This window comes from Sphingopyxis selenitireducens, assembly GCF_051550705.1.
In the GTDB taxonomy this organism is placed as follows: domain Bacteria; phylum Pseudomonadota; class Alphaproteobacteria; order Sphingomonadales; family Sphingomonadaceae; genus Sphingopyxis.
Window position 1 is genome coordinate 149,902 of the sequence record NZ_JBPULG010000002.1, and the last position, 26,922, is coordinate 176,823.

The following is a 26,922-nucleotide window of genomic DNA, read 5'->3' on the forward strand; positions in this document are numbered from 1 at the left end:
TTGCAGCGCGGTTGACAAGCATCGCACCCCGCAGCTAATCGCCCGCTCCTACCCCGTGCCCAGATGGCGGAATTGGTAGACGCACCAGCTTCAGGTGCTGGCGATCGCAAGGTCGTGGAGGTTCGAGTCCTCTTCTGGGCACCATTTACCATTCTCATGACATCCAAGAACCCTTGTAAAAAGGGCAGAAATCTGCCATTTTCTGCTTGGTTCTGTCTTGTGCTGTCCAGAGAGATTTCACTCCATCTCGGCAAAATCCGGGTCACGTAACGGGTCACGTCGCAGGTGACCAAATTGGTGACCCATGTGCCAAGAATTGAGTGGCGAATCTTCCGACCGTCGAGACACATCGATGGAGGAGTGGATAGATGGCGCTGAGCGATGTTCGCCTTCGGGCACTGAAGCCCCGAGACAAGGCGTATAAGGTCCCGGATGCCGGCGGACTATATCTTGAAGTTCGCACATCGGGAGCCAAGCTGTGGCGCTTCCGCTTCTGCCACCTTGGCAAGGAAAGCCGAATCTCGCTGGGCAGCTATCCCGAAATCGGATTGGCTGCCGCCAGGCGCAAGCGCGACGAGGCGCGGCAGCAACTTGCCGAGGGCCTCGATCCCGCAGCCGAGCGGAGGCGTGAAAAGCTGACCGCCGCCTTCAAGGCCGCGAACAGCTTTGGAGACATTGCCAAGGAATATATCGAAAAGATGGTCGCCGACGGTCGTGCGGAAACAACGACAGTGAAAGCGAACTGGCTTCTGGCACAATTGAAGCCGATCGCCGCCATGCCGGTTGCTGACATCAAGCCGATCGAAGTGCTCGCGGCGCTCAAGAAGCTCGAAGCACGCGGCAAGCGTGAGACGGCGCGGCGTTGCCGGTCGTTCGCGAGCCGGGTTTTTCGCTATGCCGTGGCAACCGGGCGAGGCGAGGTCGATCCGACATCGGTGTTACGCGGAGCTCTCGTGACGCCAAAAGTGACGCATCACGCGGCGATCCTCGATCCGGCAGGAGTCGGCGAATTGTTGCGGTCGATCGACGGCTATACTGGAAATGCGATCACGCGCCTTGCGTGCCAGATTGCACCCCATGTGATGATGCGACCCGGCGAGTTGCGGCAGGGGCTATGGGCCGAGATCGACCTGACGGCGGCAATCTGGACCGTTCCACCCGAGCGAATGAAAATGCGACGGCCACATGCTGTGGCCCTGTCGCGTCAGGTGCTCGTCTATCTGGAAGCGCTTTATCAGCTGACTGGGCCGGAAGGTTTCGTCTTTCCTGCCTTTCACACGTCGAAACGGCCGATGAGCGAGAATACGATCAACCAGGCATTCCGCCGCATGGGCTATGCGACCGGCGAGGTGACGGCGCACGGGCTTCGGACGACCGCCTCGTCGCTCTTGAATGAGAGCGGGAAATGGAGCCCGGATGCAATCGAGCGTTCGCTCGCTCACGCCGATCCGAATGCGGTGCGCGGAATCTACAATCGTGGGCGCTATTGGGAAGAGCGGGTCGCGATGCACCAATGGTGGAGCGACTATCTCGATGCGCTGCGCGACAGCAAAATGGATGTGGTCAAATCTCTGATGGCGGCTTGAACGTCGGGGCTCCCGCCGTCCTGATCAGATACTCTGCAAGGCAACGGGGGCAAGTAGAGCGCGGCCTCAATTGAGCGCACACTGACGGCGACGGGCGCCGCCAGAGGTCGCGCGTTGGCACGGTGGGCCGCGCAACGCTCTTGTCTCGCTTCTTGGCACGGCGGCGGCTGGCCCACAGGCCCGCGCGCACGCCGCCGCGCCTGCGGCTGCGACAAGGGCGCGTTCTTCTATCCGATAATGACGCCGCGCTGACCGCACGGCGGCGTTATGATTGGCCGGCCACGGACAGCGTGGCAGTCGGCGCGCGGCTGTGGGACCGCTCGGCCGGTGCGCAAGCCGCGCTTCGCGCGGCTCCTCCATTTCATTGCGGCCCTGCGGGTGCGCGTTGGCCTCCGGCGCGGTCCCTTTGCCTTTTCTCGCCGCCCGCCCCGCCGTCCGGGGCCGGGTGTGGTTGAAGAGAGAAGGAAGATTGTCATGAAACTCGACTTTATCGATCTCGATCATCTGTCGATTGCGGCCGCCAACATGCGCGGGAAGGGGAAAGACCCTGAGGTCGCCGATCTGCTCCCGAGCATTCGTTCGCGCGGTATTCTCGTGCCGCTGCTTGTTCGACCGAACTGCGCCGAAGGACATTATGAGATTGTCGCGGGACGTCGGCGCTTTACCGCCGTCAACGCTGTGGCGCGCGAGGGCGGGGCGGTTCGGCCTATTCCATGCGCGATCCTCGACGAGGGTGACGATGCCGATGCGCTGGAAGCCTCGATGCTCGAAAATCTTGCGCGGGTGCGGCCCGATGAGGTCAGCCAGTGGGAGAGCTTCGTCGCCTTGGTGAAGGCGGGGCGCAGCGTCGAAGAGGTTGCCGATACCTTCGGCTTTGAGCCGTCGGCGGTGAAGCGCATCCTTGCGCTCGGCAATTTGCTCCCACGCATTCGCACTCTCTATCGTAGCGGACAGATCGATGTGGGCACCGTCCGTCATCTGACCCTCGCATCGAAGAGCCAGCAGAAGGCGTGGCTGGCGCTGCTCGACGACGAGAGCGCCTATTGCCCGACCGGCCACCAGCTCAAGGCATGGCTGTTCGGCGGCACGGCGATTGCGGTCAAACATGCGCTGTTCGACGTCGATGCGTTCAAGGGCGGCATTGTCGCCGACCTGTTCGGTGAGGATCGATTCTTTGCTGACAGCGATGCGTTCTGGTCGGCACAGATGGCGGAGGTCGAGGCGCGCAAGGCGGACTATTTCGAAGCCGGATGGTCCGACGTGATCGTCATGGAGCGCGGCCAGTGGTTCCGTGAATGGGATCATGCTCATGCTGGCAAGCGCAAGGCCGGTCGCATCTATGTCGAGGTTCGCGAGAGCGGCGAGGTGACGTTCCACGAAGGCTTCGTCACCGGCAAGGAAGCGGCGCGGATTTCGCGGGGCGGCGGTGAGGGTGATGCCATCATCGACAAGCCATCGCGTCCCGAAGTGTCGGGTCCGCTCAATGCCTATATTGATCTTCATCGCCATGCGGCGGTGCGGGCTGATCTTGCGGGCCATGGCGGGGTCGCACTGCGGGCGATGCTCGCGCATGTGATCGCGGGCGCGGACCTCTGGCGCGTCGATATCGAGGCGCAGCGCGCGCCGAAGGAAGATATCGCCGAGAGTGTGGAGACGTCTTCCGCCGAAACGGCCTTCGACCTCCAGCGCCGCGCGGTGCTTGCCGTGCTCGGGTTCAATGAGGAAGCGCCAACCGTCACCGGAAAGGGCTTTCACCGCCCCCCTTTTGCTCCCTTGTTCGCGCGGCTTCTCGAATTGCCCGATCCGGTGGTGATGGAGATTGTCGCGATCGTCATGGGCGAAACCTTGAGGGCGGGCAGCGAGGCGGTGGAAATGATCGGCCTTCATCTCGGCACCGACATGCGCCGTCACTGGTCGGCGGACGCGGCCTTCTTCGACCAGCTTCGCGACCGCGAAGTGCTGCTTGCCATCGTCGGCGAGGTAGCGGGCGCAGACGTTGCAGCCGGAAACAAGGACGCCAAGGGCAAGGCCCTCAAGGCGATCATCACCGATTGCCTTGAGGGCGAGAACGGACGTGCCAAGGCCGAGCCGTGGGTGCCGCAGTGGATGGCGTTCCCGCCCTCGGCCTGCACCGCGCGCGGCGGCGTGGGCAGCGTGAAGTCGGCGGCTCGCGTGGCGGCGGAACTTGCCGCGCACGATACGCCCGCTTCCGCCGAGGCCAGTGGAGAGAATGATAGCGAAGAGCCGCCGCTCGCAGCATGATATCGGGGCGGGCGGCTTCGGTCGCCTGCCCACTTTCCCTGTGCGGGAATTGACGCGCCGTCCCTGCGGGCCGTCGCGGCGTTTTTCATTTTTGCGCACCGCTACCGCAAGCGGCAACGGCGCGCGGAGGCCGGAAGGTAAAAAGGCGGCGCGATAAATCGCGCCGCCCTCAACGATGTCTGCATTGCAGAATATCGCCCCCACCATCGAACGGTCCCCTGGGTCGCAATCAGGGAGCGTCCGATGAAAGATCATCTTGCACCGCCTATGGCCGCTGCCGGTGGGGCCGGATTGTATGAAGACGCCAAATCGGGTGGATGTGCGACAGTTCATCGCATTTCTCGAAATGTCGGCGCGTCGGCGCGATCCTCGGCGACCTTTCGAAAATCGACCAGATCGGGGTGTGAGGTGCCGGACCATCGGCGTGTGGACATCCTTGGCGCTGCGGTCGTGCGTCCCGCTTCCGCCATTTTTCACCTTCGTTGCCTCTGATCCGATCCTGCTGGCCCACTCTCCATCGAGCCGAAGACCATCCCCGGCGACGGGTGATTTGACCTGGACCGGCGCGGCGTCCCGCGTAACCATCGGCGGCGCGATTATTTCCCCGCCTGCTTTGCAGGCTCCTCGCGGCCGCTTCGCTCCCAAATAATCGACCGCCTCAAGTCCTCCGCTGACGCTGCGGCCCTGCGGGTTCGCGAGCCGCCTCATGCGCCGGTCTCTGGTCCGCCCATGTCGCAGGAATGGTCCTCGCGGCAAATATCAGGAGACGACCAATGGCATCCATCGGCTTTGTGAACGGCACCATCGAAAAAGGTTTCGTGGGCCAGCTCAAGACGCTCTCGATCCGCGCAAGCATCGAGATCCGAACCAACCGCTCGAAGAGCGGCGACGTCCAGCCCGACTACCGCGTTTATTCTGAAGGCGTCGAAATCGGTGCAGGCTGGATCCGCGTCGGTCAGGTCTCGGGGGAGCAATATGTCTCGCTGAGCTTGGCCGCTCCCGAGTTTGGACCGCGCCGGCTCTATGCCAACCTTGGCCGCGCCGCCGGTCAGGACGGCGAAGACGGCTATGCCCTCATCTGGAACCCGGCCGACTAGAGGCCGGCCGCCCCGCACCAATTCGTCGGTGCGGGGCGGTCGACACGCGCGCAGGTTCAGGTCGTGCCGCGATCCAGGTCGGCGACGGTGAAGGTCATCGGATTGTTGAGCCAAACACCGACCTCACCTGTGCGCCAGCCGCAGCAACGCTCAGCAATCTTGCGCTGTGGCGGGAAGGTTCCGGCATGGATTTTCCGATAAAGGGTGGCGCGGCTCAGGCCAGTGAGATCGAGAACTTCGTTGAGGCGCATTAGGCGAAGATGGGATTGAGATGTCATAGCAATTACTCCGGGGATCGAGGTTGCATGGCCATGCAAATCGAAGATTGGAGCGTCGTGACATCTCGTCAAGCGCAGGAAAAATGGCGGTTTGTCCTTAGGAGCCCCAGAACGGACCCTACCGACCCCCAACGACCCCGAAACGACCCCATGGTGCGATCGAAAAAATGTGCTCGATTATGCTCTTTCTGTCTCACGCGGGGAAATCCGAGACCGTTTGAGACGGTCGCTTCCATAATTGCCGCGCCGCGAACGGCTCGAATGTTGTACGTGTCTATCCTGGGTAGGCGCCTCTGGCGCGCATACGGTCGCCGCTTCGCGGCGGCGTTGTTGTCCCCGGCACGGCAGGGACGCAGGGAGGCGTCACTCGCCTCTAGCCCCGCCCGGCCGGGCCGCAACCCGTGTTCCACGGGTCCTCCATTTCATTTCGGTCCTACGGATGCAGCCCGCCCGATGACGCGGGTCTTCCGGCTCCTTCCTGCCGCCCCCCTGCGCCCCTTCCGGGCCGGGCTGCGGTGGTTTGAAGGAGAAGGGAAATGGCCAAGCAGAATGTCGAGCGGCAGAGCCTCTATTCCGAGGTCACGAGCAAGATCATCGCTGAACTGGAGGAAGGGCGGTTGCCATGGGTGCAGCCTTGGGACAGCGCGGCTTGCGGCTGCACGATGCCGCATAATGCGGGAACCCAGTGGCGTTATTCCGGGATCAATGTCTTGATCCTGTGGGCGGAGGTCATCGGGCGGGGTTTTGCGTCGCAGCGTTGGCTCACTTACCGGCAGGCCGAGGCAGCGGGCGGCAACGTCCGTCGCGGCGAGAAGGGCACCATCATCTGTTACGCCGACCGCTTCACGCCGAAGGCCGAGGCAGAGCAGGCGCGCGGCGAAGATCGCGAGGCGCGGCAGGTTGCGTTCCTCAAGCGGTTTGTCGTGTTCAATGTCGATCAGTGCGACGGTCTGCCGGAGGGCTTCACGGCAGTGCCCACTGCCGCCGATCCGGTGCTCGCCATCGTCGAAGCTGATGCACTCATCGCGGCGAGCGGCGCGCGGTTCCAGATCGGCGGCGGCGAAGCCTTCTACAGCCCGAGCCACGACTTTGTGCAGGTGCCGCCGCAGTCGGCATTCCATGAGCCGATTAACTGGTATCGCACCGCGCTCCATGAACTCGGCCATTGGACCGGCCACGCCAGCCGGTTGGACCGCGACCAGAAGGGCGGGTTCGGATCGGAGGCCTATGCGAAGGAAGAGCTTGTCGCCGAGATGGCGGCGGCGTTCACCTGCGCGTCGCTCGGTATCGCGCCGACGGTGCGGCACTCGGACTATATCGCGTCGTGGCTTTCGGTGCTGCAGGGCGATGACAAGGCGATCTTCCGCGCCGCCAGTCTGGCCAGCAAGGCGTCGGACTATCTGCTTGGCCATGCGGGAGAGGGGCAATGACCACCCGCATGTCCCGCGAAGATCGTCTTCGCCTTCGCCGCGCTGAGCGTGCCGTCGACCGGATGCAGGGGATGGACCGCAAGGTCTTCCTCGCCATCCGCGTCGAGGAGCTTAGCTATTCCGAAATCGCCGCACGGTTCCAAATCACCGTCGCCGAAGTTGAGTGGCACTTTGCGGGCAGTCTGCGTGTGCTCATGAAAGCCATGGACGAGAAAGATCCATGGTGGTGGCAATTCTGGCCGTGATGACCGTGCATAGGCCGGATGGCACTTGCCATCCGGCCTATGGAATTACAGGGTAAAGACTATGCGCACCGACCTCGATCATCTCCCGGCCAACAAACAGCGCGAACTCGAGCGCGTGAAGCAGATCATCTTCGAGGAATTTGCCGACAGCATCGCGCTCGCCACGATGAGCTGGAAGAAGAAGGGCCGGATCGAGAAGCTGATCCTTTACGGCAGCTATGCGCGCGGCGGTTGGGTCGATGAACCGCACACCGCCAAGGGTTATCGTTCGGACTTCGATTTGCTGATCATCGTCAGCGACAAGCGGCTCACCGACAAGGTCGATTATTGGTTGAAGGTCGAGGACCGGCTTAACCGCGAACTCGCGATCGACAAAACGCTGCACACGCCAGTGAATTTCATCGTCCACACTATGCAGGAGGTGAACGACGGGCTCGCGCATGGCCGCTATTTCTTCATGGACGTCGCGAAGGATGGCATCGCGCTCTACGAGTTTGACGACAAGGAATTGCACAAACCGAAGCCGAAGACGCCCGAGCAGGCGCTCGATATGGCGCAGGAGTATTTTGACGAGTGGATTCCCAGCGCGGCGAGTTTCGTAAAGGGGCACCGCTTCTACATGGAAGAACGCGACTGGAAGAAAGCTGCCTTCCTACTGCATCAGGGCGCAGAAAGTTTGTATCACGGCGTGCTTCTGGTCTGCACCTTCTATACGCCGCACGTTCACAATCTCGGCTTTCTTCGTACCCAAGCCGAGCGCATCGACATGCGCCTCGTCGATGCCTGGCCGCGCGAATTGAAGGCTGATCGCAAGCACTTCGAGAAGCTCAAAGAAGCCTATGTGAAGGCGCGCTATTCGAAGCACTACCGGATCACCGAGGAAGAGCTTCTTTGGCTTGGCGGTTGCGTCGAGGAACTTGGCCGCGCCGTTCATGCCATTTGTTCGGAGCGCCTTGCCGCCCTAGAAGAGAAAGTGCAGCGGACATGATCGACAATGCTGCCGACACTGAAGACCGGCCCCGCGCCGCCGCCAATCGCAGGATCGCCCTTCTGATCGACGCGGACAATGTATCACACGGCAAGATCGCGGCGATGCTTGCCGAGCTTTCCAAATATGGCACCGCCAATATTCGCCGGGCCTATGGAAACTGGACAAGTGCCAGCCTCAAGGGCTGGAAGGACAAACTTCACGATTTTGCTATCCGGCCGATCCAGCAGTTCGATTATTCCACCGGCAAGAACGCAACCGATATTGCTCTCGTGATTGACGCGATGGAACTGCTCTACACCCAGAAGCTCGACGCCTTTTGCCTCGCTTCGAGTGATGCCGATTTTACGCCGCTCGTCATGCAGCTTCGCGCCAACGGCCATGAAGTCTACGGCTTCGGCGAACGAAAAACGCCCAGCCCCTTCGTCAATGCCTGCACGACCTTCTTGTACCTCGACAGCCTTGAGGGTGCGGAGGCGCCCGCAGCGTCGGTTGATATCGTGACAGCACCAAAGGCAAATGCGCAGCCCGCCGCCAAGGCGAAAGCGGCACCGGCTAAGGCCGCGAGCAAATCGCTGGCGATGGACACGAAACTCGTGACAATTTTGCGCGGTGCAGTCGAAGCGACCGCGCGCGACGACGGATGGGCGGCAATGTCGGCGGCGGGCAGCGCCATCAAACGACAGGCCCCGATCGATCCCCGCAACTATGGTGCGAAGAATTTTCCGGCGTTGTTCGCAGCAACCGGTCTGTTCGACATTGTGAAAGCAGAACACGGTCACAGCTATGTTGCTGACAAGCGCAACAAGGATCGCGCCGCCGAACCGACCCAGTAAGGTTGCGCTTCAAGACCGGACTACCTGATCATGGTCGAAGGCGCGCTGACCGCGCCGTCGCCACAACAATATTTGCTGTTCGCGATCATCTCCACCGAGTTTCGCGGCCGCTTCAACGAGCAATCCGAGAATGACGGCGCGATCGTCGCCGGTGATTTCGATCAGATTGGCCTTTGCGACCAGCCCGCCGAGTTCGATCAGTTGGCGCGTGCGCTCGCGGCGCTTCACCTGCCACGCCCGCATGTCATGCCGCGCCGCCTTCGCCTGCAGGCGGTTCCGCGCCTGCACCGTTCGCCGATGCGCCGCCCGTGTTGCGGCCAGTAGCTTTGCGAGCACGGGTGCCGTCGCCGCGAAAGAAGGCCGCGCCGCTTTTGCGCCACGCCTCCTTTCGCGCAGCGTCGGCGCCGACGAGTTCGATCAACGCGCCCGCGAGCTGCTCGATGGACAGGCCATCGGCGCCGGTCGCGACGACCAGCTCGCCAAACTGGCCTTGCTTCTTCGTCTTGAGCGCCTTGGCCTTGTCGGTGAGGGCCTGGAGTTCGGCGTCGAAATCACGGGGTTTGCGCACGGGGTTGTCCTTCCGTTTGAATGGAGCGGACAGCTCAGCTATCGCGAGTCTCATCGCCGTTCAAGCAGCTGAAATCTCTTGCGACTTTGTGATCCCGAGCGCGATGAAATCGTGTGAGGGCGCGCTTATACGTCGTGCCGACGTGCTCTTCTTGCTGTAAATGGTACGCCGTCATGGCGATCTATCATTTCTCTGCAAAAGTCATTTCCCGCGCCGCGGGCTCATCCGCGGTTGCTGCCGCGGCCTATCGTTCGGCGTCCCGGCTGGACGACGAGCGGCTTGGTCGTGCCCATGACTTTTCGAACAAGGCGGGTGTGGTTCACAGCGAGGTCCTGTTGCCGGAAGGGGCGCCGGAGGAGTGGCGCGACCGGGAAAAGCTCTGGAATGATGTCGAAGCGATCGAGGTCCGCAAAGACGCGCAGCTCGCTCGCGAGATCGAGTTCGCGATCCCGCGTGAGATGACGCAGGAGCAGGGGATCGAGCTGGCCCGCGACTTCGTCCAACATGAGTTCGTCGAGCGCGGCATGGTCGCCGATCTCAATGTCCATTGGGACATCGGGGCCGACGGCTTCGCGCGCCCGCATGCCCACGTCATGCTGACGATGCGCGAGATCAAGGTCGGCGAAGACGGCGTGGCCAGTTTCGGCGCCAAGGTCCGGGAGTGGAACCGCACCGAGCTGCTGACCCATTGGCGCGAGGCCTGGGCGGATCATGTCAACACCCGCCTCGCCGAACTCGATATCGACGCACGCATCGATCATCGCTCGCTGGAAGAGCAGGGGATCGATCTCGAGCCGCAGCACAAGATCGGTCCCGCCGCGTCGCGGATGGCCGAGCAAGGGCTCGAAGTCGATCGCGCCGAAGAGCATCTGGAGATCGCGCGTTCGAACGGCGAGCGGCTGATCGCGAACCCCTCGATTGCATTCGACGCCATCACGCACCAGCAGGCCACGTTCACCAACCGCGATCTCGCGATGTTCGTCCACCGCCACAGTGCCGGGACAGACCAGTTCGATGCCGTGATGGGAGCGGTGAAGGCTTCGCCAGACCTGATCTCGCTCGGCAAGGACGGGCGCGGCGAAGACCGGTTCACGTCGCGTGCGATGCTCGACACCGAACAGCGGCTCGAACGCGCGACCGCGACGCTCGATGCGCGCCGCAATCATGGCGTCGCCGATCGGCATCGTGAGCTTGCGTTGGAGCGCGCGCAGGCACGCGGCCTGAATCTATCGACCGAGCAGCGCGGCGCGCTCGAACATGTCACCGGCGCCCGCGATATCAGCAATGTCATCGGTTACGCAGGCACCGGTAAGAGCGCGATGCTCGGTGTCGCGCGCGAGGCTTGGGAAGCGGCGGGCTACCAGGTGCAGGGTACCGCGCTGTCGGGCATCGCGGCGGAAGGCTTGGAACATGGCTCGGGTATCGGTTCGCGGACGCTCGCCAGTCTCGAACATCAGTGGGCGAATGATCGCGAACGGCTGACCGATAAGCATATCTTCGTCATCGACGAGGCCGGGATGATCGGGACGCGTCAGCTTGAGCGGGTCGTGACCGAGGCGGAGAAGCAGGGCGCCAAGGTTGTGCTGGTCGGCGATCCCGAACAGCTCCAAGCGATTGAGGCTGGTGCCGCATTCCGCGCGGCGGCGGAGCGCCACGGTGCCGTCGAGATCACGGACATCCGCCGTCAGCATGAGGAATGGCAGCGCGATGCAACGCGCGAGCTGGCCACCGGGCGGACCGGCGATGCGATCGGGCGCTATGCCGAGGCGGGCCATGTTCACGTCGCCGATACCCGCGACTTGGCGCGGACCGAGCTCGCCGACGCGTGGGATCGGGATCGTCAGCAATATCCCGATGCGAGCCGCATCGTCCTGACGCACACCAACGATGAGGTGCGGGCACTCAACGAGGAGGTTCGCGACCGGCTGAAGGCGAGCGGTGCGCTCGGAAATGATGTCGCATTGACCGTCGAGCGCGGTGAGCGGAGCTTTGCCAAGGGGGATCGCGTTATGTTCCTCAAGAACGAGCGGGATATGGGCGTCAAGAACGGCACGCTCGGCACAGTCCAGAATGTCGACCGGATGCGGATGTCGGTGATGCTCGACGATGGACGCACCGTGGCATTCGACGTGAAAGATTATGGCCATGTCGAGCATGGCTATGCCGCGACCTTCCACAAGGCGCAGGGGATGACCGTCGATCGGGTGCAGGTGCTCGCGACGCCGGGGGTGGACAGCCACTCGACCTATGTCGCGCTGTCCAGGCACCGCGAGCAAGTCGATCTATATTATGGCCGGGACGATTTTGCGAACCAGAACAAGCTTGTCCGTGCCGCATCGCGCGAGCGCGGCAAGGATATGGCGAGCGACTATCGGGTGCAGGAGCCGGCGAAGGCAGCACAGCCTAAACGCGGCATGTTCGATGGACTGAAGCTCACTGCCTCGCGCAACGCTCTCAGTGAGCCAGCGCCCGAACGGCGGCGCCAGATTAAACTCGCTGATGTTCGCGTTCGCGCCCGTTCGCTCGATCCCGGAGCTGCGCGCGCGCCGCTCGACAAAGCGGTCGAGCGCTTTGCTCGCGCGACGAAGGACATCGTCGATGTACGGCGCGTCGGCGGGAAAGAGCTGCCGCACGAGCGCGACGCCTATCGGAAGGCCGCGCGCGAGCTCGATGCGCTGCGCCTCGACGGAGCGCGCGATCTGCGCGCTGCGCTAGGGGACAGTCATAAGCTTGTGAAGGAAGCCGCCGAGGGACGCACGGCGGGGGCGATCTCCGCGATGGATCGGCAGAGCGCTGCACGGGCCGCGGAGCGTGTGGAGGTCGCACGCGCGGCGCGCGAGCGCGACCGGCTCGCCGCCGAAACCGAGAAGCGCGCAGACCTGTTCGTCGCGACATGGAAGAAGGAGAGTGCGCGCGAGCGGGAGGCGCCGACCTATGCCGCGCGGGACCAGGCACACGCCAACCTCACAAGCATGGCGAAGAGCCTTCACCGCGACCCGCAGCTCGAGTCGCTTCTCGAAAATCGCCGTGCTCAGCTCGGCCTGGACGTTATGAGAGGAAAAACGCTGTCTCAGGATTTACAGCAATATCTCAGCCCTGGACGCGGGCTGGGGATATCGATGTAGGCTGCGTCCATGACACAGAAACCCGCCCGCTCATCGCCATCCGCCAACGCTGCCGAAGCTTTTGAAGACCTGCGCCGGGAAATATCCCTGCAACGGACCGCGATCGAAGGGCTCACGGCGGCCAAGGACAAGCTACCCGACTATTCGCCGACGCTCCGCGAAATGGAAGCGCGTCTGGGTCGCATCGATCAGCAAATCGCCAGCATCAACGACAAGCCCGCGATGCGTCTCACACCTGAGTCTATCGCCGTTAAACTGGCGGACGCCGCGGTCATCGTCCGCGCCGAGGATCGCGCCGCGATTGGAGACGCGCGCGAGGCGCTGGCGCGCTCGCTCGGTCGTGCGGAGGGGATGATCAAGAAGGGGCGCTCGACCGAAGAGCAGGATTGGTGGACGACGTGGGTAGCTACCGGAGGCCTTCTACTCGGTGCATTGCTGGCCCTGATCGGCGTCGCGACCTGGAGTTGACGCTAACTGGATTTGTCGGTGCTTTGGACTCGCTTTCAGCAAGACGCTCACCCAGTGATGTCCGGTTTGCGCCCGATGTCAGACATCGCCGGCCGCGAGACGGTTGCCGGGAACCTGCCGTTCGAGAATTTCGGAACTGGATGTCTGCAACGCGCCTCTGAGCCGTCGTTCAGGGCAGACGCGTGGGTTTGCCAAGCTGTCGCAGAGGTAAACTTAAAGGCGCCGTGGTGCTCAGCTCTGACCACCGATCCTCCGGGCTGTGATAAGGGCATTACTTCAGACCGGGCAAGCAGGCCGCAGCGGGCCGCGTAGGTCATCAAATTGGTGCTCTATGGTGCAAACTGGTGTATGCGACTTCTCGGAGGAGTTATGACAGACGGAAAGAAATCGGTGCGCACCACTGTCATGCTCCCGGAACGGGTGCATCGGCAGGTGCAATCGATCGCTGCGGCCAATGACGTTTCGACGGCATGGGTTTTGCGACAGGCGGTCCTGCATTATCTGTCGACGCGTTCGGGCCAGACTGAACTGCCGCTGGGCAACGGGCGGAGCTGATGACCGATACGCGGGTTTTTCGCCGTAAGCTCGATCGGATCCGCCAGGGTGCCAAGCCGCGGGTCCTTGATCTCTTTTCGGGATGTGGCGGGATATCGCTGGGGTTTCGGGCGGCCGGCTTCGACATTGCAGCAGCCCTGGAACTTGATGCTGATGCAGCGCGGTCGCATGGCCTCAATTTTCACGGCGGGGATGCGGCACATTGTGACGCGCGGGATATCACAGCGTGTTCGGCCGAACAGCTGACAGCTTCTCTCGAGCTTGGCCCGGCAGCCGAAGCTTTTGACGTCATCGTCGGTGGCCCTCCCTGCCAAGCTTTCGCGCGTGTCGGGCGTTCGAAGCTGCGCGAGGTTGCTGAGCATCCGGAAGCGTTTCTTCACGATCCGCGGGCGCGCCTGTATATCGAATATCTCCGCTATGTGGATGCCTGTGCGCCTCTGGCGGTCCTGATCGAAAATGTCCCCGATATGCTGAATCATGGCGGCCACAATCTCGCCGAGGAGATTGCAGAAATCCTGTCTGACCGAGGTTATGTCGTTCGCTACACCCTTCTCAACGCCGCTTTCTATGGCGTGCCGCAGATGCGCGAGCGAATGATCCTTCTCGCGCTGCGCGAAGAAATCGCTGATGATGTCCTATTTCCCCAGCCCACGCATTTCATCGATTTGCCGCAGGGCTACACGGGGTCGCGCGCGGTCGCGTTGAAGCTGGCACTGTCCCCTCAAATGCCGTCAGGGCCCGGCGGTTACCGTGCCGTGCCGCCGCCCAAGCCTGATCTGCCTCCAGCGATCACGGCGGAGCAGGCTATCAGGGATCTGCCGGTGATCTCAGCACGCGAGCTTCTCGCCGGCGGACTGATCGGACGCGGTGCCCGGAGATTCGACAAGCCTGTCGACTACCAGGGGTCCGGAGAGCAGCACGACTTTGTGCGCCTGATGCGGAAATGGCCCGGTTATGAAGGCGGTGCCGCCGTTACCGACCACGTGATACGCTATCTGCCGCGCGACTATCGCATCTTTGCGGGCCTGAAGCCCGGCGACCAGTACCCGGAAGCCCACAGCTACGCGATGACGCTGTTTGCGGGTGAACTGGAACGATTGGACGCGAAGGGCGGTGCGCCTGTCGAGGGAAGCGCGGAATGGAACGCCGTGAAGGCGAAGTTCGTACCGCCTTATGATGTCGGAAAATTCCCGAACAAATGGCGCAAGATGGAATCGTCGCAGCCTGCCCGCACGTTGCTCGCCCATCTTGGTAAGGACGGGTATAGCCATATTCACTACGACAGTGCTCAGGCCCGTCCCATCTCGGTCCGCGAAGCCGCGCGTCTGCAGTCCTTTCCCGACGGATTCCGTTTCGCAGGCACTATGAACCCCGCCTTCCGCCAGATCGGGAACGCCGTGCCCCCGCTGCTGGCCAAAGCGGTCGCAGTGACCCTGCTGACACAGTTGAGGGGGACGGCGGGTAAACCAGGTGCCGCGGAACAGAAGGCCTTACCGGCAGGGGCGGCGCAATGACGGTCCCGAGCGAGATTATCATCGTCCGATCGCTCGCTGATTCAGATCTGGGAATTTTCTCTGCTCACCGGGCCAGCGCGTCAAGTCACCAGCGGGCTTTCGCTATGACAACGGATGGTGCGCGGCGACTGCTCAGTGCGGAGCTCTTTGAGGCTCGCGCCGGGCTGATGGACATCATCTGTGTCTACGGCTCCTATTCCGCACGTGAGCGCCGGCTCGTCAATCGGGCGAGTAAGAACTGGCGCCTGGGCGGCACATCGATTGATGCCAAAGGCTGCGCATTTCTGGACAGTAAGGATTTCATGCTGCTTCGGTCGCTGAAATCCAATGACGGAAGCACCCCCGTACTCATGACGTTTGTCGGACGGCAGCGCGAACGCCTCATCCACGCCGGTATTGCGGCGAGCCTGCAGGGGCAGTTTCGCGGAAGCACCTTCATTGCAGAGAACGGCAGCGACATTTTTGCAGGCCTTGCCGCAGCATTTCCGCCAGTTCCGGCCGACTTCGCAGTCGGGCTTGCTCGGGCCACCAGTGAGATGGAGACAGACGGAAGCCGGCGTACCGCAAGCTGCGATGGCTGACCGGCTGACGCTGGCCCAGCGACAACTCAATATGTCGCGGATCAGATCGCATGACACCGGCCCGGAGCGGTTGATCCGAAAACTTCTGCACAACAGGGGTTTTCGGTTTCGTCTCCAGCGGCGCGATCTTCCGGGCCGGCCTGATCTTGTTCTCCCCAAATACCGCGTCGCGATTCAGGTACATGGTTGCTTCTGGCACTGGCATGACTGCCGGCTTTTCGTCATGCCCGCAACACGGACCGAATTCTGGTCGGACAAACTGGGAGCGAACCGGCGTCGGGATTCTGCCGTTCGCGAGGCACTCGAAGCGGCGGGCTGGCGCACTCTGCTGATCTGGGAGTGCGCTCTCAAGGGACGCGGCCGCCTGCAAAGCGATGAACTGGCCGATCGCATGGCCGACTTTATCTTTTCGGGCGATACCCGGGCGCATATTGCAGGGTCGTGGGCGGAGGGTCCACGGACCGTTTAACTTCCCGCACGCCGGTTAAGGCTTACCAGATGTTCGAGGATGTCGAGATCGCTCGTACGGCGCTGCAGCCCAAACATTTCAAGCAGAATCCAGTCACGCTCCTGCTCGAACTCACGCAAATCCATCCCGCCATCTGTGTTGCCGTTAAATGTCGGTAACTCCTGCTGCTCCGACATGAATTCATCGATAACCTCGAATAGTTTCCGCAAACTGCGACCGGCCCGGGGAGCACGCAGATGAGCGCGACCCGTCTCTTCGCTGTTCAGGACCAGAAATTCTTCGGGGATTGGAAATGTCTCGAAAGTCCGGGTGATCGAGAAGCGCGACGACCAGCTCGCCGAGCGAGTGATCGTTGCAGCAGCCCAGACATGAAAAATCCTGGAGCCGAACAGCAGCGGGACCGCAGCGTCCCCATCCACAGTGAAGAATTTCTGGGCAGCCACTTCATCCTCGTCAATGAAGCTGCCCTGCAACGGCAATTTCCCGTCTGTTATCATCATCCGACGCGTGCCCGCTTCCGCCGGTGACCAGGACGCTTTGAGATCAGCCATTCTTTTGGAGGCGCTGCGCTCCTTCGGAATTTGGATATCCATCGCGTCCGCAAGGTAGCGGGCGGCGGCGGTATCATCCGCCAGCTCGTACAGAAAGGTCAGTTTCGGTACAGCAAAACTGTTATCGGACTCCGAGAAGGTGGGCCAACGTGCGATATCGGCCCGATATCTTCGAAACTCGTGCGCGAGGCCGGATCCCCCGAAGCGTCGTCGAAACTCTTCGAAGACGGGGTAGGGCACACGTATGATATCGCGGGGATCGATACCACGCACTGCGAGACCCCGGTTTCTCCCGAGCCGATTGAGAGCGGGCAGGGTGATGTCCGAAGGCAGCGAGTAAGGCCCGTGGCTCCGGCCATCGCTGATCCTGCGCAGGGCGTCACTGTCCGAGTAGCGGGCTACGGTCCAGCCGGCTTCTGCGGCCGCGCGCAGCGTGCTCAGCTGGGGGGCTTCTGCGGTTAACACGCATGGTGCGCTGCGAGGACGGTCGCGCGCCTGAAACGCCGCGCTGAGGTGCGGATATCGGAGCTCGGTCGCAATCGAGTCCGGAACTTCACCCAGAATCCGCTCATCGCGCGACAGTCTTTTGAATGTGTGTCGGATTGCTTCTCTAACAAATGCCGCGAATTCGGGATCGTGCCGGCTGATCATCGCTTCGCCAAACGCGCTTTCGCCTTCGCGGTCTGCAAAGCTGATCTCTTCCCACCTGAAATATTCCTCCCCAGCTTTTGCGTTGATGCGCTTCTTAAGACCGACAGCTGAGATTTCAGAGGCCAAGGGCAATGTTTGCCAGTCGGATGGCTGTTCTGTCGCCACCGACAGCAGGCGCATCTGATAATTCGGCCGTTCGTCGGTCAGGCGGCTATATAATGGCGTACCAGGCGCCGTTACCCGCACGGTCGCCCCGATGAGATCGACCACCCTCCTATCGATCGACCGCTTCGAATTTCCGGGCCAGAACGGCGAGCGCACAGTGGCGGTATCGAGAAGAACGATAGAATCGCTCATATCGGGTGCCGGCTTAGCCAGCATCGCGGGCGGCGCGTCCGCAGGAAGCGTCGGGGCGACAATCACAAGCGGCAGGCTCGCGGGCAGCCACTGTGTCGCATCAGCGAAAATCTCTCGGTAACGCTCGTCGTCGGGACCATCGGTCAGCCAGATGACTACCCGATAGCGGTTGAGAACCGGCAGCGCTTTGTCAAACTCGAGTATATCGGGTGCGGGAAGACGGGCGGGATCACGGCGACGTCCCGCCGTGAGCGGAGCAAACTCGCCAGCCGGACGCATTTTACCCCAGTCAGGTATCCAGCCAGGCAGCCTTATCTGGCGCGCCAGCTTTGTCGCACGGGCCCCGGACACCATGATCAGTGTCTCGCTGGAGTAGTCTTCCGGCTCATCGACGATCATTGCGACCGGCTCGGACATTATTTGGCTCGAGGGCGTCAGGGGCGGGCAGGCAATTGGCAGCCCCGTTTCATAACCGAAGGCTTCGACGCGACGTTCGAAAGCCTCGCCGGCCTTATGGCGATGAAGCAGTGCCGTGAGCGGCGCGGTCAAATGAACGCTGAACCTGTCTGCTGCCGGTACTATCTCGAGCTGTCGGATCAGGGCCCCGCTTTCAGGATCTTCGCTATGCAAAAGCAGGCGGCGAAGTTCGAGCATCAGCCCCTGACGCATGAAGATATCCGTCTGCCAACTGTTTGCTGCTCTGCGACCCCAAAGGGCTTCGAGGCGCACAGTTGCAGACGCTACGAGAGCAGCCCGATCCAACCGCTGCGCCGGCATCGCCAAGTCGAGGAGTTCAAGCGGTGCTTCTGCGGCGAGCTCCGCGACACGGTCGCCGAGCGTCGTCAGGATAATATCGGGGGTCCCGACGAAAAAATCATCGCCCCAGACGAGAACGTCCTGCCAGTCATCTCCCACGGAGACGACGCGGCGCGATCCCTCAGGAAGCCGGATGATATCCGCCGATTCAAAAGGTTCAAATTCGACGATCGTTCCGTTTCGGTCCCCGTCCGTTGAACAGCGGGCGCAATACCAGGCGTTGGACTGCGGGCCGGACGCATAGCAGGGGAGTGCCAGTCCCTCTCTGCGAAGCGGAACAAAGCCGGCGAGCAGCAGCTCGTTGATTCCGTCATTTTTCACTGAGATAGTCCGGGGTGAGAAATTTGCGAACGACGCGTGTGATCTCTTCCCGCATCTCGTTCGGAACGGTATTCGGCTGCCATTCGTAGGTGTCCCACGGAATGTCGAGCTCATTCAGCATTGCGAGGAATGACGTGTTCTCTTTGCCCCCGTCATCCAGATATTGCCGGGGGATTACGGCGAGAAGGACATTTCCCTTCAGCTGCACATTTTGCGAGCTCGCAACTTCCACCGCTGATGCCCGCTTATCTGGTGCGCGATTGGTTCCGGAACGCGCCATTCCGGCAATGGCCTGCCAGCTGTGCGTCACGCCCTCGAATCGCGGCACATCGTCGACCAGCCCGCCCTTGAGATTACCGTCAAAATAGTCGTCGAGGGTGCCGAAAGCCCAGCCGATATGCCCGACGGCGGATTCCATATCGGGTTTGAGCTCGAAATCCTCCAGATACACAAACTCATCGGCCTGGTCGGAAAAGACCCCGAGAGCTGCCCCGCCGCTGTCGAACGGGTAGACATGATAGGGGGTCGCGACCGCGTCGCCTTTCAGGACGAACGCGAACGGGAAGCGGCTGATCCGGTCTGATTTCTCGTCGCCGGTCTTGAGACTGTATGCGGGACGCAAAACGAAAAAATAGAGGAGATTCTTTTTGAAGACAGGGCAGTGTCGGATCTGGAGGGAACCGCTTTCGATGATTTCTTTCGCATATCCCGTAGCGGTAATGTGAATGAGCGGAAGTTTGTCCGGCAAACTGCCGCGGTCAGCGCGTGCCCGCAGATCGCGTTTAGGCACCGTACCCGCAGCACGACGCCGCATCGGTCTCAGCTCATCGCCTCCCTCGCCACTCATGCTTCAGCCCCTTCATCGGCATCGAGGAGCCCGGCGGACCTCACCGTGGCCAGGGCTTCGAGCCCGTAGCGAGCCTGCTTGAGCGACGGCCTTTTTTCCCAACCGCCAGCCGCATAGCCGGCCAGTGTTCTGCAGATCCCTGCAGCCGTGCGATTCAGAAGGCGGCGGCTTTGTCCTATTTCGCCAGCCTTCAACCAGAGCTGGCTGTCAATTTCCATACATCTGCTGATGCGATCAAAGTCTTCCACCGACAGAGCCGGCTCATCCCCAAGCGCCGCGTCTCCGCCCGCAGTTGCCGGCGCCGTTGCACGAGATATCTCAGGCGGAAGCGGATCCGTCAGGCTTGGGAGAGCATCGCATATTGCTTTCCAGCATTCCTCCTTCTTGAACCACTCGCCCGGATTACGCTGGCCCGCGGTTTGTCGCAGCTGACGGTCGATCTCCGGCGCCCATGCGCGCAGCATCTGCTCGAGTTCGTCGGAGATGCCCTGCTTCTTCCACACGGCGTCGAAGTCGAGCCGACCGCCGGTCCGCTGACCGAGCGCAGCGACAAGATAGGCAGCGATAGGCGCCCTAAACGCCGGAAAACCCATCTGCCGGACGAGCTTCTCGCTGGCGCGATAGAGCAGGCCGATGGAAACCACACGCCGGAACCATGTGTCGTCCGGTGCTGCCGGCGGGGCCTCTTTCATCCGCTGCATAAAATACTGAAAATTCTTCTGGCCGCCGAGGCAGACGCGATTAGGCAAGCCGTTCCATGCATGCAGCCAGCGCGCGAGATCCACCTTGCTGAACCGGCGACCTTTCGGCGTGTTCTCGCGGAAGTTTCGCGTGTCGCTGGCGCGATACGAGGCTTTCTGTTCTGCTGCCAGCCAGGACCCCCGGGCCCGCTCGTAAAACCAGCGGCCCTTGCCGCTCTCAAGCCAGCTGTTGTTCGCGAGCTCCTCGACCGCTTGATGAAAGGGATCATTTGCCGAAAAATCAGCCGGTTGGACGGTGTTCTGCCGGTTCGCTGCGCGCGACACCGAACTCACCATTTCGCTCAGGTCGCCTCCGGTGACATGAATAATTTTCATCGGCACCTCGACGGCATCGAGCTTCACGCTGTCTTTGAACCTGGCGCGGTGGAGCGACGCCGTCGTCTGCCCTCCGTTCACGATCTGGAGGCCGCGAAGTTCAGCAATCATGTCGCGCCCGAGCGCGTCCTTTTCCAGGACGATGTCGTCAACGGTCGCGACGATTCCGTTGTTGAACGCCAGGAACATCGACGGCTGTTCGACAATCGTCCGGCGCAGTTCTGAATTCACACTTTTCCGGCCCTGAAGGCCAAGGAAAGCCCGCACATTGAGTTCGAGCAGTCGGACGCCATAGCGCTGGTATACCCGCGAAAGGAGATCGCCGGGCACGACTGTGAGATACGCCTCATACGCTCCGCTGTCTGGCTTGAGATGCAGGCAGGGCAGGGCGCCGCCGACAAGCTGAGTAAGGTCAACGCTGATGTCGGAGCGCGTTTCGCCCTCGCCCAGGATCCGGTGAAGCCGGTCAATATCAAATGCCGCATGCTCGACCGTCCGGTTCGACCACATGTCATCGGCAGGAAGGGTCGGCGGCGCGATCGCGTCGGTCAGAAGAGTCAGCCGGATCGCGGAAATATTTGCCGCTTCCCGCTCAATCCGCCGGGCGAGGTCGCTTGCGTCGCTGTTTGACGGTTCCAGCTTCGCGGCCAGTCCGTCCACCGACGCTTTCGCAAAGCGTAACGCCCGCTCGTAAGCTGTGCGCATTTCGGCCGGAGTGAGCCGGCGGGGGGGAACTTCGCCGGTGTGAATAGTCGTAAACAGTTCAAGCGATCCGAGTTCATCATCGATGGCATAGCCGTCGATCCGATATTCGGCGCGGCCCGAAAACCCCTTTTGGAAAAGATCAAAAGCGCCCTCGACCCGTCCGGCCTCTTCAAGCCGCTCCAGGACAAGTTGGGTGAACATCACCTCGGAAAAGACTGTTGCAGCGTCTGGGCTGGTGACCGCTTCGTCAACATCGGCAGCGAGCTGCTCCGCAAACTGATCGCGTGGCTCGCTCATTTATTCCTGCCTCCGTAATTATCCAGTACTTCGTCTGCCGCTACCGCCCCGTGCTGCATCGGCCCGAGATCAAGCGTATAATGCACGTCGACGATGGCCGGGGGGAAGCCCGGCCGTATCAGCCGCGGAAACCCGGCGGTTACGCGGAAGGCGGTTATCTTCTGCAGCGATGTCAGCATCCCTGCGCGGGCTGACCGGTCACCGGGAGAAAGGCCGCGTCTCACCAGCGCGTTCGAGAATTCCTGCCGCGCCCTTTCGTCAGGCAGCTTTGCTCTGATCCTGCTCGCGACGTCTTCCAGCGTTTCGCCGTCCGCGTCCGCGGTCAGTCGTACATGGAGCAGGTCAAGCCGCCGGAGCCCCTCGTCGTCGAGCTGGTCGGCGTTTGAAATACGCACCTGCCAACCGGGACCGGCAGTCGTTTTCACTTCAAGCGCGTGCCCGAGATGCTCAAAATCCTGGACGCCATCGGCGGGAGCGCACCAGCTTCTGACAAGCGCCGGGTCAAGGCTGACGAGCTTGTCCAGTATATGTAGCTCGCCGGTCAGGCCGGTTACTTCCTCGGCGCTGAGCCCGCCCGCGAGCGATCGCAGAAAATACTGCCACGCATCGAGCCGTTCCATGACAAGGTCGATCGGCTCTGCGTCCGCTGCCGGGGCGGCGAAGTGGATCAGGTCGCTGCAGATCGTACCGAACAGATCAGACTTGTCGCGATCTTCAAGCACGAGCGCCATCATGTAGCGACCGTCAGCCATGACCTGCAGCAGGCGGAGGCCACCAGCCTCGAAGCCGGCTTCACTTTCATCGGCTCCTGTAAGGTCGAACAGCAGGCACCGGGCGCGATCTGTGCTGCGAAGCGCCACATGGACATCGAGCCCACCGGTGCCCGGCACGCGAAGACTGACAAACTGGCGGTCGTCACCGCGCACCGCCGCCAACCGGAACCAGAGATTTTCCAGATCTGCCGGTGCCGTCATCTGCGCGCCCTTTCGCGCTGGAGGACGCTGTTTTCAAGGTAAATGCGGCGGTTCGCCATCGCACTGTCCGGAAAACTCACCACCGTGCCGACAACCAGTCCATCCCACTCGACCAGCGTCTCCGTCTGCGGATCGAGCGGGTAAAGAATGAGCAGACCCGTTTCCGGCCGCCGTCCTCTGACCGCTCTGATATCAACGCCCGACGGCCGCGCCGGCGGCGCTTCGCCCGCGAGGGCGCGTGCCTCAGCTGTCCGCCGCAGCGCATCAGCAAACTCACCCTCGCTGAGGTCGATGGCTTCATCGGGAGGATTGAGAATCGATTTAACGACGTAGCGCCCTGCCTTGCGTTGTTTGGGCAATGGTTCGCGGACCACGCAGCTGACACGGTGCGGGCCCACGTCCACCGTCTTGCCTTCACCTGTGGCAAGGAAGACGGTCCACTCGGTGAGCTCGTGCGCGGCCATCTGGTCAAGGACATAGCCGGAGAGCGCCCCGGCTTCGATCTCCACGTTTTCGGGGGGATAGCTCAGTGCGCCGAGATAGTCGGCAACCCGGCGCCCCTCGACGTTTCGCCAGAGGAGGCCGGAAGCATTTGCTCCTGTCGGCCGCGGCGGATCACGTTCGGGCTCACCGAGCTGTTCGACAAACTGATCCGTCACCCGCGCATTGCGCTCAAGGGGATCATGCCCGGTGTGCATAACTGTCTGAACTTTGCCTTCGCCGGCAAACCCTGTCCGCCGCTCGACCGCATGGCGTCGTTTGTTGGCGGCCGTCACCCCCATGACACTATGGGCTTCGACGCGAAGGCCATAGTCTTTGGGAGTCTGAAGCATGATGCGCATACGTGCGAGTTCCGCGCGCAGGTCCTGGCTCGCCGTGGCGACGTGACGGAACCAGACCTCCATGTCCGCAGTCGTATAAAGCCGGCACACGTCGGCGAAGCCGCGGCGGTACCCGAACCAGCGGCCCATCTGGAGCAGGCTGTCATATTGCTTCGATACGCGCAGGAAGTAGCTGACGGTCAGGCCTTCAAGCGTCAGGCCGCGCGAAAGCTTGTCGCCGCCGATAGCGATGACCGACAGGCCGGTTTCGCGGTAGCGCTCATAGTCGAGGCCGGTTTTCGAGCGCCCGTTCGACACCACAACCTGAATGCGGTCGCTGCTGTCGGCCAGCGAGCTGAGGACCTGGTCCCAGCTGACATCGACGATACCGCGGTCAAAAACCGTATCGGAGACTGCTGCTCTTGTCGGGACAAAATCATCGTCCCAAAGCGCCTTCAGTCTTGCGCGTGTTGCCGCGTCACCGCCGGAAATCCGCGCGCGTACATCATCAAGATAGCGCTCGACCTGCGCATGGATGCGATCGTGAACATCGACAAAACGGGACACGTGGACAAGCATCGAGTTATGCGCCGTGGGCCGGCCCCGGGCCGCCCGTACGGCGCAACTGATGAGGAATGCATCAATTGCCTCCTCAAGCGTCGGTGGAAGCCGGTCTTCTCCCTCAAAGCGCGGCCGCAGTGTCTTGTCATGGATCTCAGGGATCCAGGCTTCGTCATGGCGGGGCACATAGCGGATAATGGGCAGCCCGCCGGTCGGGCCGTCTGAGGTTGTGCCGAAAACGGCGACAGGCCCGAAATAATCATCGGGCGGCGTCAGCGAAAATATGAAGGTCGAGGGGAAGAGGTCTGCCCCATATTCGGCTGCGCCGCGCTCGTCGTGGATGAGAATATTCGCAAACGGCGTCGCCGTGTAGGCGACATAAGCCGACCGTTCGAACGCCTTGAGCATCTTGCGGATCTCGCCGTTGATCCGGGTAGGATCATAATCTTCATCGAAACTGCCGTCGGCCAGAGTCGGCTGGTCTTTTGTATCGACAGATGCCTGATCCGCTTCGTCATCGATCAGCAGCAGCGGTGCGGTCAGGAAGTCCTGATGTTTTCTGATCCACCCATTGAGGTTCCGGAGGATGGTGGCGTTCTTTTTGACCACGAAAAGGCAGGGCGTGTCGCGCGGCGCGAAATTCTGCTGACGGGCGAAGGCAACGTTGAAGTCGCCGGTTGGAGAGGCCAGCGTCAGGCTGCCGACATTGAGAGCAGGGGGTATTGTGCCCACGCCGACGGCGCGCATCTGACCGAGGTCCTGAACGATCGGGTTTGTATCGAAGCCCAGGAAATCGAGCTCAAGGCGCTGCTGCGTCTGTAACCGCAGCAGATTGTGCATCCCGGCCAGAATGATAACGATTCGGTACCCGGCGTCGACGGCACGATTGACAACGCCGGCATAGTGCGCGGTCTTTCCCGACTGAACATCGCCGACGACGAGGCCGCGCCAGTTCCAAGGTCCCGGGCGTTGCGGGTTGTCGAGCAGCTCGACGACCCTCGCGGTGCTGTCGCGCAGTTCCTCGACCGACCGCACCGGCCAGCTGTCCTCTGCCAGCTTCTGCAGGTAGCGTGACATAAACGGGCCGGGCTTTCGCAGATCGCCGAGGTACCAGTCGGGCGGTGTGTGACGGTCAACGATGGAGATCGCCGGACCCTGCTTTACGGCGTAAGCAAACTCCAGCTCGTGAACCGCGCCTGTAATCTCATCGTCCGTAAACACATAAGCTGTCCGCCGCTCGACGAGAGGCCGCACGGTATCAACTGTATCCGCTACGTCTGAGCGGTCCGGAGCCTCGCCGTCCGTTGAGGTCAGAAGCTGGCGCGCCATATAAAGCAGCGTCTGCAGCGGCGTGACGCTCATGACTGGGCCCTCAGAGCTGCGACGGCGGCGCTTCGCACGCCCGGACTGACGATACGCATCGCGCGCAGCAGGGAATCGATCGTTTCTTCCGGCTCAGAGGCCGATCCGGCTTTCCGGACCGCCGTGACCAGATCGTCAATCAGCGCAGCATTTGCGTCAGCATCGGTTGCCGCATGTTCCACATCTTCAGACACATCGAGCCAGATGCGTTCGACAGGGACACTTCGCTCGATCAGCGTGACCGCTGCGGCTGTCATCTTTGCAACCTCTCCGCCGCGCTCAAACAGGGCAGCGAGAAGCGGGTGGTCACGGTTCACCCGATACCGGCGGCGGCCCGATGCATGTTCTTCATCCCAGATCGGCGACACTTCGTTCCGCTGAACCGGCCCGCGCGTCTGCCCTCCGCGCCATGCAAAAACCTCGCGCGCGCGTTCGCGGGAGGTGAGACCAATTTTTACAAGATAATTGCGGAGAGTCGCAGGCGGGCGTGCCCGCGCCTTTATCACGTTGATACGCCACGCAAGATCGCTCGACGTTGGCAGATCAAGCGCGATTCGCGCCAGCCGGCTGCTCTCATCTTTGGTCCACTCCCGCCGTTCCCCAAGACCAAGCCAGCTGCCCGCGACAACCAGCCGCTTCCCACGGTAAATGTAAAAGCCCTGCCGCTCGGCCCAGCCCCCGGGTCCCCCGGCTGCCATAAAATCTGCTTCGTTCCGGTAACGGTCCCGATGAGGCAGTACATAGGAGGTAACGCTGACCCGGGCAGACGCGCGTCCTACGGTCGTGGAACCCAGATTTTGCGTCGCTTCATGGGTGCGCTGCATCGGATCCCATCCGGCTACATCCCGACCATTTACGACAATACGGACGCGGCGGGCGTCGCCATTCAGAAATCGGTGGAAGACCATCGCAAAATGCGCGCGGACATCCGCCAGCCGCGAAAAGAAACGCTCTTCGTCCAGGCCGTGAAATCCGCCAGCTTCGTCCATCTCGTCAAGTATCAGCATCGTGCCGGTATCATCGGCGCCGATCGCCCGGACATGATCAAACGGTGGCAAATCGCCGCCGACCAGAACCGTCCAGCTGTTTTCCCTTTCGACGGTTTCCAGGTCCCATGTCAGGCGGGACAGTTGTCCGTCCCGTGCACTGGCCACGGTCAGCCGACGGCATTGCGAGAGCGACGCCGTCTTCAGTCCCAGGCCGAACCGGCCCAAATCCCCCGGGCTGCGGACGCAGTTGGGGCCCATCCCGCCAAAACGCATCGCTTCGAGCAGTTCGGTCCGGGACATGCCGCGTCCGTCGTCCCGGACGGTAATTCTGGGACTTCCGCGGTTCCAGTCGATGCTGAGCTCTATCACCGTAGCGTCGGCTGCAATGCTGTTGTCGATCAGATCGGCGAGCGCCGTCTCCGGCGTGTAACCGAGGCCGCGCAGCGATCCCAGCAGCGCCGCCGCCGTCGGCGCAATATCTATGCTAGTCATCTGCGCCCGCCCCCAATATTATAACTGCCAGCGATCTGTGCATTCTGATAGTTTATTTGCACGAACGCGAACCACCGCGATCAGTAATGGGCCCTGGCGT

The 26,922-nt window shown here is 62.0% G+C and carries 22 protein-coding genes and 1 tRNA gene; 14 read left to right on the top strand and 9 right to left on the bottom strand.

Annotation, left to right across the window (positions count from 1 at the left end; all coding sequences use genetic code 11):
* Window positions 1–57: 57 nt before the first annotated feature.
* The 4 genes from ACSYDV_RS06640 to ACSYDV_RS06655 all read left to right on the top strand — a co-directional run bounded on the left by ACSYDV_RS06640 (window position 58) and on the right by ACSYDV_RS06655 (window position 4,945).
* Window positions 58–144, top strand: a tRNA-Leu gene (locus ACSYDV_RS06640).
* A 224-nt stretch (window positions 145–368) separates the two neighbouring features.
* Complete coding sequence (locus ACSYDV_RS06645) at window positions 369–1,586, top strand: tyrosine-type recombinase/integrase (RefSeq protein ID WP_438322998.1); 1,218 nt, start codon at window positions 369–371, stop codon at window positions 1,584–1,586.
* 474 nt (window positions 1,587–2,060) lie between these two features.
* Window positions 2,061–3,848: a ParB/RepB/Spo0J family partition protein gene (locus tag ACSYDV_RS06650; RefSeq protein ID WP_438322999.1), complete on the top strand. Its 1,788-nt coding sequence runs from the start codon at window positions 2,061–2,063 to the stop codon at window positions 3,846–3,848.
* Between the two features lie 773 nt (window positions 3,849–4,621).
* A complete protein-coding gene (locus ACSYDV_RS06655; RefSeq protein ID WP_438323000.1) occupies window positions 4,622–4,945 on the top strand; it encodes a DUF736 domain-containing protein in 324 nt (107 codons plus the stop codon).
* A gap of 56 nt (window positions 4,946–5,001) precedes the next feature.
* Here ACSYDV_RS06655 and ACSYDV_RS06660 read toward each other — a convergent pair whose 3' ends face one another.
* On the bottom strand, window positions 5,002–5,223 hold the full coding sequence (locus tag ACSYDV_RS06660; RefSeq protein WP_438323001.1) for a helix-turn-helix transcriptional regulator: 222 nt from the start codon (window positions 5,221–5,223) through the stop codon (window positions 5,002–5,004).
* A gap of 536 nt (window positions 5,224–5,759) precedes the next feature.
* Between ACSYDV_RS06660 and ACSYDV_RS06665 the strand changes: the two genes are divergently transcribed.
* From ACSYDV_RS06665 to ACSYDV_RS06680, 4 genes are all read left to right on the top strand, one after another.
* Window positions 5,760–6,653, top strand: a complete 894-nt coding sequence (locus ACSYDV_RS06665) for an ArdC family protein (RefSeq protein ID WP_438323002.1) — start codon at window positions 5,760–5,762, stop codon at window positions 6,651–6,653.
* Complete coding sequence (locus ACSYDV_RS06670; protein WP_438323003.1) at window positions 6,650–6,898, top strand: sigma factor-like helix-turn-helix DNA-binding protein; 249 nt, start codon at window positions 6,650–6,652, stop codon at window positions 6,896–6,898. Before ACSYDV_RS06665 ends, ACSYDV_RS06670 begins: the two co-directional genes overlap by 4 nt.
* Window positions 6,899–6,959: 61 nt before the next feature.
* On the top strand, window positions 6,960–7,886 hold the full coding sequence (locus ACSYDV_RS06675) for a HEPN domain-containing protein (protein ID WP_438323004.1): 927 nt from the start codon (window positions 6,960–6,962) through the stop codon (window positions 7,884–7,886).
* Window positions 7,883–8,722, top strand: a complete 840-nt coding sequence (locus tag ACSYDV_RS06680; protein ID WP_438323005.1) for an NYN domain-containing protein — start codon at window positions 7,883–7,885, stop codon at window positions 8,720–8,722. Before ACSYDV_RS06675 ends, ACSYDV_RS06680 begins: the two co-directional genes overlap by 4 nt.
* A 9-nt stretch (window positions 8,723–8,731) precedes the next feature.
* Here ACSYDV_RS06680 and ACSYDV_RS06685 read toward each other — a convergent pair whose 3' ends face one another.
* Window positions 8,732–8,965, bottom strand: coding sequence for a conjugal transfer protein TraD (locus ACSYDV_RS06685; RefSeq protein WP_438323006.1), 234 nt, complete (start codon window positions 8,963–8,965; stop codon window positions 8,732–8,734).
* A 1-nt stretch (window position 8,966) separates the two neighbouring features.
* The gene (locus ACSYDV_RS06690) at window positions 8,967–9,290 is read right to left on the bottom strand and encodes a conjugal transfer protein TraD (RefSeq protein WP_438323007.1); all 324 of its coding nucleotides are present in this window, start codon (window positions 9,288–9,290) and stop codon (window positions 8,967–8,969) included.
* Window positions 9,291–9,463: 173 nt separating this feature from the next.
* Between ACSYDV_RS06690 and traA the strand changes: the two genes are divergently transcribed.
* The 6 genes from traA to ACSYDV_RS06720 all read left to right on the top strand — a co-directional run bounded on the left by traA (window position 9,464) and on the right by ACSYDV_RS06720 (window position 16,002).
* On the top strand, window positions 9,464–12,415 hold the full coding sequence (gene traA, locus ACSYDV_RS06695) for a Ti-type conjugative transfer relaxase TraA (protein WP_438323008.1): 2,952 nt from the start codon (window positions 9,464–9,466) through the stop codon (window positions 12,413–12,415).
* Window positions 12,416–12,424: 9 nt separating this feature from the next.
* Window positions 12,425–12,883 carry a hypothetical protein gene (locus ACSYDV_RS06700; protein ID WP_438323009.1) on the top strand — a complete coding sequence of 153 codons (459 nt, stop codon included), beginning with the start codon at window positions 12,425–12,427 and terminating at the stop codon, window positions 12,881–12,883.
* A 369-nt stretch (window positions 12,884–13,252) separates the two neighbouring features.
* Window positions 13,253–13,438, top strand: coding sequence for a ribbon-helix-helix domain-containing protein (locus tag ACSYDV_RS06705; RefSeq protein WP_438323010.1), 186 nt, complete (start codon window positions 13,253–13,255; stop codon window positions 13,436–13,438).
* On the top strand, window positions 13,438–14,952 hold the full coding sequence (locus ACSYDV_RS06710) for a DNA cytosine methyltransferase (protein ID WP_438323011.1): 1,515 nt from the start codon (window positions 13,438–13,440) through the stop codon (window positions 14,950–14,952). The genes ACSYDV_RS06705 and ACSYDV_RS06710 overlap by 1 nt, the downstream gene beginning before the upstream one ends.
* A complete protein-coding gene (locus ACSYDV_RS06715; protein WP_438323012.1) occupies window positions 14,949–15,533 on the top strand; it encodes a hypothetical protein in 585 nt (194 codons plus the stop codon). Before ACSYDV_RS06710 ends, ACSYDV_RS06715 begins: the two co-directional genes overlap by 4 nt.
* A complete protein-coding gene (locus ACSYDV_RS06720; RefSeq protein ID WP_438323013.1) occupies window positions 15,526–16,002 on the top strand; it encodes a very short patch repair endonuclease in 477 nt (158 codons plus the stop codon). Before ACSYDV_RS06715 ends, ACSYDV_RS06720 begins: the two co-directional genes overlap by 8 nt.
* Here the strand turns inward: ACSYDV_RS06720 and ACSYDV_RS06725 are convergent.
* From ACSYDV_RS06725 to ACSYDV_RS06750, 6 genes are read right to left on the bottom strand one after another with little or no spacing between them, the layout of a single operon-like run.
* Complete coding sequence (locus ACSYDV_RS06725) at window positions 15,999–18,698, bottom strand: hypothetical protein (protein ID WP_438323014.1); 2,700 nt, start codon at window positions 18,696–18,698, stop codon at window positions 15,999–16,001. The two genes, ACSYDV_RS06720 and ACSYDV_RS06725, sit on opposite strands and share 4 nt — an antisense overlap.
* Entirely contained in the window at window positions 18,688–19,545 is an 858-nt protein-coding gene (locus ACSYDV_RS06730; protein WP_438323015.1) for a hypothetical protein, read from the bottom strand. The genes ACSYDV_RS06725 and ACSYDV_RS06730 overlap by 11 nt, the downstream gene beginning before the upstream one ends.
* On the bottom strand, window positions 19,542–21,623 hold the full coding sequence (locus ACSYDV_RS06735) for an AIPR family protein (protein WP_438323016.1): 2,082 nt from the start codon (window positions 21,621–21,623) through the stop codon (window positions 19,542–19,544). Before ACSYDV_RS06735 ends, ACSYDV_RS06730 begins: the two co-directional genes overlap by 4 nt.
* The gene (locus ACSYDV_RS06740) at window positions 21,620–22,597 is read right to left on the bottom strand and encodes a PD-(D/E)XK motif protein (RefSeq protein WP_438323017.1); all 978 of its coding nucleotides are present in this window, start codon (window positions 22,595–22,597) and stop codon (window positions 21,620–21,622) included. Before ACSYDV_RS06740 ends, ACSYDV_RS06735 begins: the two co-directional genes overlap by 4 nt.
* The gene (locus tag ACSYDV_RS06745) at window positions 22,594–25,341 is read right to left on the bottom strand and encodes a Z1 domain-containing protein (RefSeq protein WP_438323018.1); all 2,748 of its coding nucleotides are present in this window, start codon (window positions 25,339–25,341) and stop codon (window positions 22,594–22,596) included. The genes ACSYDV_RS06740 and ACSYDV_RS06745 overlap by 4 nt, the downstream gene beginning before the upstream one ends.
* Window positions 25,338–26,822 (bottom strand): ATP-binding protein, encoded by a 1,485-nt coding sequence (locus ACSYDV_RS06750; RefSeq protein ID WP_438323019.1) that lies wholly within the window; start codon window positions 26,820–26,822, stop codon window positions 25,338–25,340. Before ACSYDV_RS06750 ends, ACSYDV_RS06745 begins: the two co-directional genes overlap by 4 nt.
* Between the last annotated feature and the right edge of the window lie 100 nt (window positions 26,823–26,922).

Excerpts from the sequence above, each read along its gene's own strand:
- ACSYDV_RS06675 (WP_438323004.1), top strand. The coding sequence starts at position 6,960 with ATGCGCACCGACCTCGATCATCTCCCGGCCAACAAACAGCGCGAACTC.
- ACSYDV_RS06645 (WP_438322998.1), top strand. The coding sequence starts at position 369 with ATGGCGCTGAGCGATGTTCGCCTTCGGGCACTGAAGCCCCGAGACAAG.
- ACSYDV_RS06720 (WP_438323013.1), top strand. The coding sequence starts at position 15,526 with ATGGCTGACCGGCTGACGCTGGCCCAGCGACAACTCAATATGTCGCGG.
- traA (WP_438323008.1), top strand. The coding sequence starts at position 9,464 with ATGGCGATCTATCATTTCTCTGCAAAAGTCATTTCCCGCGCCGCGGGC.
- ACSYDV_RS06700 (WP_438323009.1), top strand. The coding sequence starts at position 12,425 with ATGACACAGAAACCCGCCCGCTCATCGCCATCCGCCAACGCTGCCGAA.
- ACSYDV_RS06745 (WP_438323018.1), bottom strand. The coding sequence starts at position 25,341 with ATGAGCGTCACGCCGCTGCAGACGCTGCTTTATATGGCGCGCCAGCTT.
- ACSYDV_RS06680 (WP_438323005.1), top strand. The coding sequence starts at position 7,883 with ATGATCGACAATGCTGCCGACACTGAAGACCGGCCCCGCGCCGCCGCC.
- ACSYDV_RS06665 (WP_438323002.1), top strand. The coding sequence starts at position 5,760 with ATGGCCAAGCAGAATGTCGAGCGGCAGAGCCTCTATTCCGAGGTCACG.
- ACSYDV_RS06715 (WP_438323012.1), top strand. The coding sequence starts at position 14,949 with ATGACGGTCCCGAGCGAGATTATCATCGTCCGATCGCTCGCTGATTCA.
- ACSYDV_RS06710 (WP_438323011.1), top strand. The coding sequence starts at position 13,438 with ATGACCGATACGCGGGTTTTTCGCCGTAAGCTCGATCGGATCCGCCAG.
- ACSYDV_RS06685 (WP_438323006.1), bottom strand. The coding sequence starts at position 8,965 with ATGCGGGCGTGGCAGGTGAAGCGCCGCGAGCGCACGCGCCAACTGATC.
- ACSYDV_RS06750 (WP_438323019.1), bottom strand. The coding sequence starts at position 26,822 with ATGACTAGCATAGATATTGCGCCGACGGCGGCGGCGCTGCTGGGATCG.
- ACSYDV_RS06655 (WP_438323000.1), top strand. The coding sequence starts at position 4,622 with ATGGCATCCATCGGCTTTGTGAACGGCACCATCGAAAAAGGTTTCGTG.
- ACSYDV_RS06730 (WP_438323015.1), bottom strand. The coding sequence starts at position 19,545 with ATGAGTGGCGAGGGAGGCGATGAGCTGAGACCGATGCGGCGTCGTGCT.
- ACSYDV_RS06740 (WP_438323017.1), bottom strand. The coding sequence starts at position 22,597 with ATGACGGCACCGGCAGATCTGGAAAATCTCTGGTTCCGGTTGGCGGCG.
- ACSYDV_RS06735 (WP_438323016.1), bottom strand. The coding sequence starts at position 21,623 with ATGAGCGAGCCACGCGATCAGTTTGCGGAGCAGCTCGCTGCCGATGTT.
- ACSYDV_RS06660 (WP_438323001.1), bottom strand. The coding sequence starts at position 5,223 with ATGACATCTCAATCCCATCTTCGCCTAATGCGCCTCAACGAAGTTCTC.
- ACSYDV_RS06650 (WP_438322999.1), top strand. The coding sequence starts at position 2,061 with ATGAAACTCGACTTTATCGATCTCGATCATCTGTCGATTGCGGCCGCC.
- ACSYDV_RS06670 (WP_438323003.1), top strand. The coding sequence starts at position 6,650 with ATGACCACCCGCATGTCCCGCGAAGATCGTCTTCGCCTTCGCCGCGCT.
- ACSYDV_RS06705 (WP_438323010.1), top strand. The coding sequence starts at position 13,253 with ATGACAGACGGAAAGAAATCGGTGCGCACCACTGTCATGCTCCCGGAA.